This is a genomic window from Kitasatospora sp. NPDC059803 (genome assembly GCF_042732255.1).
GTDB lineage: Bacteria > Actinomycetota > Actinomycetes > Streptomycetales > Streptomycetaceae > Kitasatospora.
In genome coordinates this window covers 47,584-55,639 of record NZ_JBHWIJ010000018.1, presented here as the reverse complement: position 1 = coordinate 55,639, position 8,056 = coordinate 47,584, and the positions used below count along the sequence as shown (strand labels likewise).

7 protein-coding genes are annotated in these 8,056 nt (G+C 73.5%); 5 read left to right on the top strand and 2 right to left on the bottom strand.

Features of this window, described 5'->3' with window-relative positions; all coding sequences use genetic code 11:
• A partial coding sequence (locus tag ACFV6I_RS05115; protein ID WP_380423617.1) for a mechanosensitive ion channel family protein occupies positions 1 to 1,129 on the bottom strand: 1,129 nt, incomplete at its 3' end.
• A 436-nt stretch (positions 1,130 to 1,565) separates the two neighbouring features.
• On the opposite strand from ACFV6I_RS05115, the gene ACFV6I_RS05110 reads away from it, so the two are divergent.
• Entirely contained in the window at positions 1,566 to 2,210 is a 645-nt protein-coding gene (locus ACFV6I_RS05110) for an HNH endonuclease (RefSeq protein WP_063349454.1), read from the top strand.
• An 89-nt stretch (positions 2,211 to 2,299) separates the two neighbouring features.
• On the opposite strand, the gene rplQ is transcribed toward ACFV6I_RS05110, so the two are convergent.
• Positions 2,300 to 2,773 carry a 50S ribosomal protein L17 gene (gene rplQ / locus ACFV6I_RS05105; RefSeq protein WP_063348978.1) on the bottom strand — a complete coding sequence of 158 codons (474 nt, stop codon included), beginning with the start codon at positions 2,771 to 2,773 and terminating at the stop codon, positions 2,300 to 2,302.
• 410 nt (positions 2,774 to 3,183) lie between these two features.
• Here rplQ and ACFV6I_RS05100 point away from each other — a divergent pair, with 410 nt between their 5' ends.
• The 4 genes from ACFV6I_RS05100 (at position 3,184) to ACFV6I_RS05085 (ending at position 7,982) form a co-directional block, all read left to right on the top strand.
• On the top strand, positions 3,184 to 4,101 hold the full coding sequence (locus ACFV6I_RS05100; RefSeq protein WP_063350014.1) for a metal-dependent hydrolase: 918 nt from the start codon (positions 3,184 to 3,186) through the stop codon (positions 4,099 to 4,101).
• A gap of 123 nt (positions 4,102 to 4,224) precedes the next feature.
• Positions 4,225 to 5,310 carry a PDR/VanB family oxidoreductase gene (locus ACFV6I_RS05095; protein ID WP_380423616.1) on the top strand — a complete coding sequence of 362 codons (1,086 nt, stop codon included), beginning with the start codon at positions 4,225 to 4,227 and terminating at the stop codon, positions 5,308 to 5,310.
• A 27-nt stretch (positions 5,311 to 5,337) separates the two neighbouring features.
• Positions 5,338 to 6,201 carry a M24 family metallopeptidase gene (locus ACFV6I_RS05090; RefSeq protein ID WP_380423615.1) on the top strand — a complete coding sequence of 288 codons (864 nt, stop codon included), beginning with the start codon at positions 5,338 to 5,340 and terminating at the stop codon, positions 6,199 to 6,201.
• On the top strand, positions 6,198 to 7,982 hold the full coding sequence (locus tag ACFV6I_RS05085; RefSeq protein WP_380423614.1) for an SDR family oxidoreductase: 1,785 nt from the start codon (positions 6,198 to 6,200) through the stop codon (positions 7,980 to 7,982). The genes ACFV6I_RS05090 and ACFV6I_RS05085 overlap by 4 nt, the downstream gene beginning before the upstream one ends.
• The last annotated feature ends 74 nt before the right edge of the window (positions 7,983 to 8,056 follow it).

The window sequence follows — 8,056 nt, the reverse complement described above, 5'->3', positions numbered from 1 at the left end:
CCCGGTACCGGGGCGAGGTCGGGTCGGACAGCGCGGACGGCGGCGCCGACTCGGTCGCGGGGGAGATCACCACCCCGGTGGCCGGGGCCGCCGTCGCCGTGGTGGCCACCGGCGCGGCCTCCTCCTTGACCTTGATCCCGGCCTGGTCGAAGGCCGTCTTCAGGCGCTGGCGCAGCGCCCGGGACACCGCCGGCGCCTTGCCCGGCGCGGTCCGCGCCTCGATCCGCACCATCACCGAGTCCGCCGCGACCGACTCCACGCCCAGGATCGACACCGGTGCCCAGACCAGCTCGTCGTACGGCGACTCCTTGGACAGCGCCTCGGCCGTCTCCTGGATCAGGTCCTCGACCCGCAGCAGGTCCTCCTTGTACCCGACCTGCACGTCCACCGAGGCGGTCGACCAGCCCTGGCTCATGTTGGCGATCCGCTTCACCTCGCCGTTGCGGATGTACCAGATCTCGCCGTTGGCCCCGCGCAGCTTGGTCACCCGCAGGCCGACCTCCAGCACCGTGCCGGCGGCCACCCCGGTGTCGATCTCGTCGCCGACGCCGTACTGGTCCTCCATGATCATGAAGACCCCGGAGAGGAAGTCCGTCACCAGGTTGCGGGCGCCGAAACCGATCGCCACACCGGCCACACCGGCGCTGGCCAGCAGCGGCGCCAGGTTCACGCCCAGTGCGGACAGCACCATCAGCGCGGCCGTGCCCAGGATGGAGAACGACGCCACGCTGCGCAGCACCGAGCCGATCGCCTCCGACCGCTGCTGGCGCCGCTCCGGGTTCACCACCCCGGTGTTGGCCAGCAGCCCGCCGAGCCGGCTCTCCTCGTGGTGGTCGTGCGAGCGCGCCATCCGTGTGATCAGCTGGGTGATCAGCTTGCGCACCACGGCGCGCAGCACCAGTGCCAGCAGCACGATGAAGACGATCCGCACCCCGCCGGCCAGCCAGCCCTGCCAGTGCGTGTCGAACCAGCTGGCGGCCTGCTTGGTGGTGTCGCTGACCTCCTGCGCGCTGGTCGGGATTCTCAGGTCCAGCTGCGGCAGCTGCGGCGCGGTCGGGCTGGGCGCCGGTGTCGGAGTGGAGAGCGTCGAGGACGCGTCGGCGATACCGGTGGCGCCGGAGCGGAACACGTGCGGGCCTTCCTGCAAGGGGGCGTGGCGGGCCCGCGCCGCGGCACGCGGCCCGCGGACCGTCCGCCTCAGCCTAACCGGCGCCGAACACCCGACCGGACACGCCGAAGGGCGTACGGAGCAACGCGAACGCCCCGTCAGCGCACCGGTGCGCTCCCCCGGACGACGGGGTCGGCCGCTGCTCCGACCGGCCGAGCGCTCCCCCGGGAGGGCCACGGGCGGCACCCCGAGGGCACCCGGGTGCAACCCGACCTTCCCCAGGGCATACCGGCTATGACAGAAGCCACACCCGAAGTTCACACCAGGTCCGTTACACAGGAGTGGTGGCGCCGTACAAAGGCGTAAGGCGACACTGGGGGAGATCGCGCACCAGTTGTGCGATCCAACCGCTCGTCCCGGCGCGAGCCACGCGCCGCAGGCGTCCAAGGAGGCATCCGTGCCGCATGTCCTGGTCCTCAACGCGTCCTACGAGCCACTCGGCGTCGTATCGATGCGCCGCGCACTCATCCTGGTCCTCAACCACAAGGCGGTCAGCCTGGAGGACTCGGAAGTCACTCTGCACAGCGCCACCAGCGCCCTTCCGGCGCCGTCCGTCGTCCGCCTGACCCGCTTCGTCCGGGTCCCGTTCTGCGGGCCCGTCCCGCTCACCCGCCGGGCGCTGTTCGCCCGTGACCACGGCCGCTGCGTCTACTGCGGGGCCGCCGCCACCAGCGTCGACCACGTCATCCCGCGCAGCCGGGGCGGCCAGCACCGGTGGGACAACGTGGTGGCGGCCTGCCGCCGCTGCAACCACACCAAGGCCGACCGCCACCTCACCGAACTCGGCTGGCGGATGAAGCGCCCACCGGCCCCGCCCAGCGGCCTCGCCTGGCGGATCATCGGCACCGGCATCAAGGACCCGCGCTGGCGCCCCTACCTGGAGCCGTACGGCGGCTCCGACCAGTTGCGCGCCCCGCAGTGGGGCGAGTACGAGCACCTCGACCATACCGAGCAGGGCCTCCCCGTCCCGCTCGGCCGGGCGCACTCGGCCCACTCCGCCCCCGTCCGCCGCGGTGAGCAGCCCGAACCGCTCTCCGCCTGACCCCGCTCCACAAGGGCCAGCCCGTCATATCGTCGGTACGCCTCATGGGCCGGGGGGGCCCCCCCCCCCCGCGACCACACCTAGCGGTGTCAGGCCTGCTCGGCCTCGACGGCCTCGTCGGCCTTGGCCTCGACCTTGGCGTCGGCCTCCTTGACGGCGCGCTTGGTGGCGCCCTCGGCCTCGCCGACGGCGGTCTGCGCGACGGTCAGCGCCTCGACCAGCTCGATCACGGCCATCGGGGCGTTGTCGCCACGACGGGGACCGATCTTGGTGATACGGGTGTAACCACCCGGGCGGTTCTCGTAGCGCGGCGCGATCTCGGTGAAGAGGGTGTGCAGCACGGCGATGTCGGTGATCGTCTTGCGCACCAGGCGACGGTTGTGGATGTCGCCCTTCTTCGCCTTGGTGATCAGCTTCTCCGCCAGCGGGCGCATCCGACGGGCCTTGGCCTCGGTCGTGGTGATGCGGCCGTACTGGAACAGCTCCCGGCACAGACCGGCGAGCAGCAGCGGCTCGTGGTGCGGGCCGCCGCCGAGGCGGGCACCCTTGGTGGGACGCGGCATGGATGACTCCTTGAATCTCCGACTACGGCCGTATCAGGTACCGCAGCGCGCGGTGGGGCGCAGGGCCCGGACCGCGGCACTACAACCCACCGGCGGGGGCCCGGGGGGGCGCGGCTGCGGCGGGGGTGGGCGGGCTGCGGGCGGGCCCCCCCGGTGGCCCCCGCGGCATCCGTGTGACCGGGCGGGGCTCGCGTGTTTGTCCGCGGGCGTGTTGGTTCACAGACATGACGGTTCGTAGGCGTGTTCGTTCACGGGCGCGTCCGTTCGCAAGCGTTTCCGGTGACGGCCCCGGAGTGCGTCACTTATTAGACTCGATGTCGATAGGAGTCGCCGAACCCCTTGTCCCGGCCGCTACCCGCGAGTACGTTTCCCTGAGTCGAGCCGCCGCCCCGAGGTCAGGAGGGCCTGCCGTGCCCCGCTCAACCCCCGTACCCGCCCTTGCCGTCCCCGCCGCGCGCGTCCACGACAGCCTCGTCCTCGAACCCCGGGACGTCCGCTTCGACTGGGACCGGCTGCCGCTGCACTGGATTCCTGACGAGCCGATGGCCACCCACGTCATCAACGTGCTGCACCTGCTGCTGCCCGAGGGCGAGCGCTGGTTCGTCAAGGTCTTCAAGGAGGCGCTGCCGCTCATCCGCGACGAGCAACTGCGCGAGGAGGTCCTCGGGTTCATCGGCCAGGAGGCCATCCACGCCGAGGCGCACCAGGAGGTCCTCGACCACCTGCTCGGCCAGGGGCTCGACCCGCGTCCGTACGTCCGGCAGATCGCCTGGCTGTTCCAGCGCGTCCTCGGTGACAAGCCCGGGCTCAGCCCCGCGCGGCGACGCGAGAACCTCATCGAGCGGGTCGCCTTCGTGGCGGCGATCGAGCACTTCACCGCCTTCCTCGGCAACTGGGCGCTCAACTCCCCTGGCCTGGACCGCGCCAAGGCCGACCCGACGATGCTCGACCTGCTGCGCTGGCACGGCGCCGAGGAGGTCGAACACCGCAGTGTCGCCTTCGACCTGATGGTCCACCTCGACCCCGGCTACCTGCGCCGGGTCCGCGGCATGGCGGTCTCCGGGCCGCTGCTCGTCCACCTCTGGGTGCGCGGCGCCCGCTTCCTGCTCGCCGCCGACCCCACCCTCGGCGGACGGCTCAAGCCCACCTGGCGCGAGGCCGGCAAGATCGCCAAGCGCGGCCTGCTGCCCGATCCGCTCCGGTCGATCCGCTCCGGCCTGCGCTACCTGCGGCCCGGCTACCACCCCACCCAGGAGGGCTCCTCCAGCCAGGCCCTCGGCTACCTCGCCGCCTCCCCGGCCGCCCGCGCGGCGGCAGGGGGCCACTGACAGAGTTCAGGCGACAGATTTCAGATAACAGATAACAGAAAACGTTATCTGTTATCTGAAATCTGAACTCTGAAACCTGTCACCCGCCGCCCGCGCCCCCTCCCAGACGCCAAGGACCGCCGGATGGACCTGCTCAACCCGCCCCCCGACCTCTACGGCCGCCCCCGCGCCGACGCGTTCATGCGCCGGCTCACCGCCTTCGGCGACCGCTACACCCCAGCCCTCGGCAGCCCCCTGCTGCGCCGCAACCCCCGCCGCCCGCTCAGCCGCCCCACCCCGCCGCTCCAGCTGGTCGTCGCCGCCCGCCGCCAACTCGCCTCCGACGTCGTCGAATTGCGACTCGCCGACCCCTCCGGCGGCCCGCTCCCCGACTGGCAGCCCGGCGCCCACCTGCGCCTCGTCCTGCCCTCCGGCCGCGAACGCCACTACTCGCTCTGCGGCGACCCCGCCGACCGCGCCGCCTACCGGATCGCCATACGGCGACTGCCCGAGGGCGGCGGCGGCTCCGTCGAGATCCACGACACCCTGCACCCCGGCAGCCGCCTCACCGCCCGCCGCCCGCGCAACGGCTTCGCCTTCTGCGCCGAGCCCGCCGTCCTGCTGCTCGCCGGCGGCATCGGCATCACCCCGCTGCTCCCGATGGCCCGCGAGGCGCAGCGGCACGGCCTGGACTGGCGCCTGGTGCACGTCGGCCGCAGCGCCGACACCCTCCCGTACGCGGACGAGCTGCGCGCCCTCGACCCGCGCCGGGTGGTGCTGCGCACCGACGACGAGCACGGCGTGCCGACCGGCGCCGACCTGCTCGCCCACGCCCCGCACGGCGCCGCCGTCTACTGCTGCGGCCCGGCCCCGATGCTCACCGCCGTGCAGCGCGCCCTGGACGAATCCCCCTCCACCGCCCTGCACTTCGAGCGCTTCGGCGCCGCCCCGATCATCGGCGGCGAGCCCTTCGCCCTGCGGCTGGGCGTCGACGGCCCGGCGCTGGAGGTCCCCGCCGACCGCTCCGCCCTGGACGTGCTGCGCGAAGCCCGCCCCGACCTCCCGTACTCCTGCCACCAGGGCTTCTGCGGCACCTGCGAGGTCCGCCTGCTGGCCGGTGCGCCCGAGCACCGGGACCGCCGGCTCACCCCCGAGCAGCGTGCCGCCGGCGCCGTGCTGCCCTGCGTCTCCCGGGCCGCCGAGGGCGAGACCCTGGTGCTCGACCTGTAGCGTGCTCGACCTGTAGAAGGAGCCCCGATGGCGAACCCCCCGACCTTCCCCTACGACGAGCGCGACCTCGCCCGCTTCCGCGAGACCCAGCAACTCGCCTACGACTGCGCCGAACAGGTCGCCGCCTGGATCGAGCCGGGCGTCACCGAGCGCCAGGCCACCTCCGAACTGCGACGCCGCCTGGTCGCCGCCGGGGTGCAGGACTTCTTCCACGTCCCGTTCGCCTGGTTCGGCGACCGCACGGCCTTCCGGCACTTCCACACCCCGCTCCAGTTCTTCGCCGGCAACCGCCGCCTGGAGGAGGGCATGCCGTACGTCCTGGACTGCGCGCCCATCGTCGACGGCTACACCGCCGACATCGGCTACGGCGGCAAGGTCGGTGAGAACCGGGTCTGGGACCGCCTGGCCGCCGACCTCCAGGTGTACCGCGAGCTGATCCTCGCCGAGGTGCGCGCCCGCCGTCCGCTCGACGAGGTGTACGCGGCCGTGGACGCGCAGATCGCCGCGCACGGCTACGACAACCGCCACCAGGTCTACCCGGGCCGGGTGATCGGCCATCAGGTCACCCGCACCACCGTGCGCGGCCCGGCCGGGGTCAACGTCTTCGGCTTCGGCGTGCGCACCCTGCAGACCCTCGGGCGCGAGCTCATCTCCGAGCGCCTGCAAGGCCGTTCACCGCTCTGGGCGGACGGCCGGTCGTCCCGGCACGCGCCCACCCCGGGCCTGTGGGCGGTCGAGCCGCACATCGGCTTCCGCGGCGTGGGCATCAAGTTCGAGGAACTGCTGGTGGTCACCGAGGACGACGCCCACTGGCTCGACGACGACCTGCCGCACGTCCGCCGCTGGACGGCGGGCGCCGCCCACGACGTTGCCCTGGAGGCCGCCCGATGACCACCCCCGCCGCAGACGCCCCGAAGGCCGCAGCTGCCCCGAAGGCGCCGGCCGCCCCGCCCGTGCGCCGCCGCACCGTGCGCTCCGACGGCCTCCCGCTCGCCGTCTTCGAAGAGGGCGACCCGGCCGCCCCCACCGTCCTCCTGGTGCACGGCTACCCGGACACCCACGCGGTCTGGGACGACGTCGCCGCCGACCTCGCCCGCGACCACCACGTGGTCCGCTACGACGTGCGCGGCGCCGGCGAGTCCGGAGTACCCGCCACCCGGGACGGCTACCGGCTGCAGCACCTGGCCGCCGACCTGTTCGCGGTCGCCGACGCCGTCAGCCCCGACCGCCCGGTGCACGTGGTCGCCCACGACTGGGGCTCGCTGCAGTCCTGGGAGGCCGTCACCGAGCCCGGCTCCGAGCGGCGGATCGCCTCGTACACCACCATGTCCGGCCCCTGCCTGGACCACATGGGCTACTGGCTGCGCCACCGGATGCGCCGGCCCACCCCGCGCCACCTGCGCCAACTCCTCCACCAGGGCCTGCACTCCTGGTACATCACGGCCTTCCACCTGCCCTTCCTCGCCCCCGGCGTGTGGCGCCTGGGCCTGGCCCGGGCCTGGCCGCGGGTGCTGCGCGACCTGGAGCAGGTCACCCCGCGGCCCGACCACCCGCAGCCCGGCCTGCGCCGCGACGCCGTCCGCGGCATCGAGCTGTACCGGGCCAACTTCCGCCCCACGCTGCGCAGTCCGCGCGAGCGGCCGACGCAGGTGCCGGTCCAGCTGATCACCCTCACCCGGGACCGCTACGTCGCCCCGTTCCTCTCCGAGGGGCTGGAGCGCTGGGTGCCCGAGCTGACCCGACGGACGCTGCACGCCGGCCACTGGTCGGCGCTGCTGGAGAAGGGAGCCACCGTGGCCGAGATGGTCCGCGAGTTCACCACCCGCATCGAGACCGGGGCCGCCGAGCCGGCCCGGGAGCAGGGCGACGGCCGGCTGGTCGTCGTCACCGGCGGCGGCAGCGGCATCGGCCGGGCCACCGCGCTCGCCTTCGCCGAGGACGGCGCCCGCGTCGTGGTCTGCGACCTCGACCTCGCCGCCGCCGAGCGCACCGCCGAACTCGCCTCGCTGCTCGGCCCGCAGGCACACGCCTACCGGGTGGACGTCGCCGACGGCGCGGCGGTGGACGCCTTCGCCCAGGCGGTCGCGGAGGAGCACGGGGTGCCCGACGTGGTGGTCAACAACGCCGGCATCGGCCACTCCGGGACGTTCCTGCAGACCACCGAGAAGGAGTGGCAGCGCGTCCTGGACGTCAACCTCTGGGGCGTCATCCACGGCTGCCGCGCCTTCGGCACGCTGATGGCCGACCGCGGCCGCGGCGGCCACCTGGTCAACGTCTCCTCGGCCGCGGCCTACCTGCCGTCCAAGGCGCTCACCGCGTACGCGACCAGCAAGGCCGCGGTGTTCATGCTCTCGGACTGCCTGCGCGCCGAACTCGCCGGGCACGGCATCGGCGTCTCCACCATCTGCCCGGGCATCGTCAACACCAACATCACCCGCACCTCCACCTTCTCCGCGACCACCGCCGACCAGCAGGCCGCCAAGCAGGCCCGCGCCGCCAGGCTCTACGCCCGCCGCGGCTTCCCCCCGGAGAAGGTCGCCACCGCCATCCTCACCGCCGTCCGCACCGGCAAGCCGGTCGTCCCCGTCACCCCCGAGGCCAAGGCCGCCCGCTTCCTCTCCCGCCTCAGCCCCGGCCTCCTGCGCCTGGCAGCCCGCCTCAACGTCACCTGAGCGGCCCCTGCGGGCCTGCGGTATCGGCCAGACTTGCTCCCGTATATCGCAGGCCCGCTTCGCTCCGGGAGGTT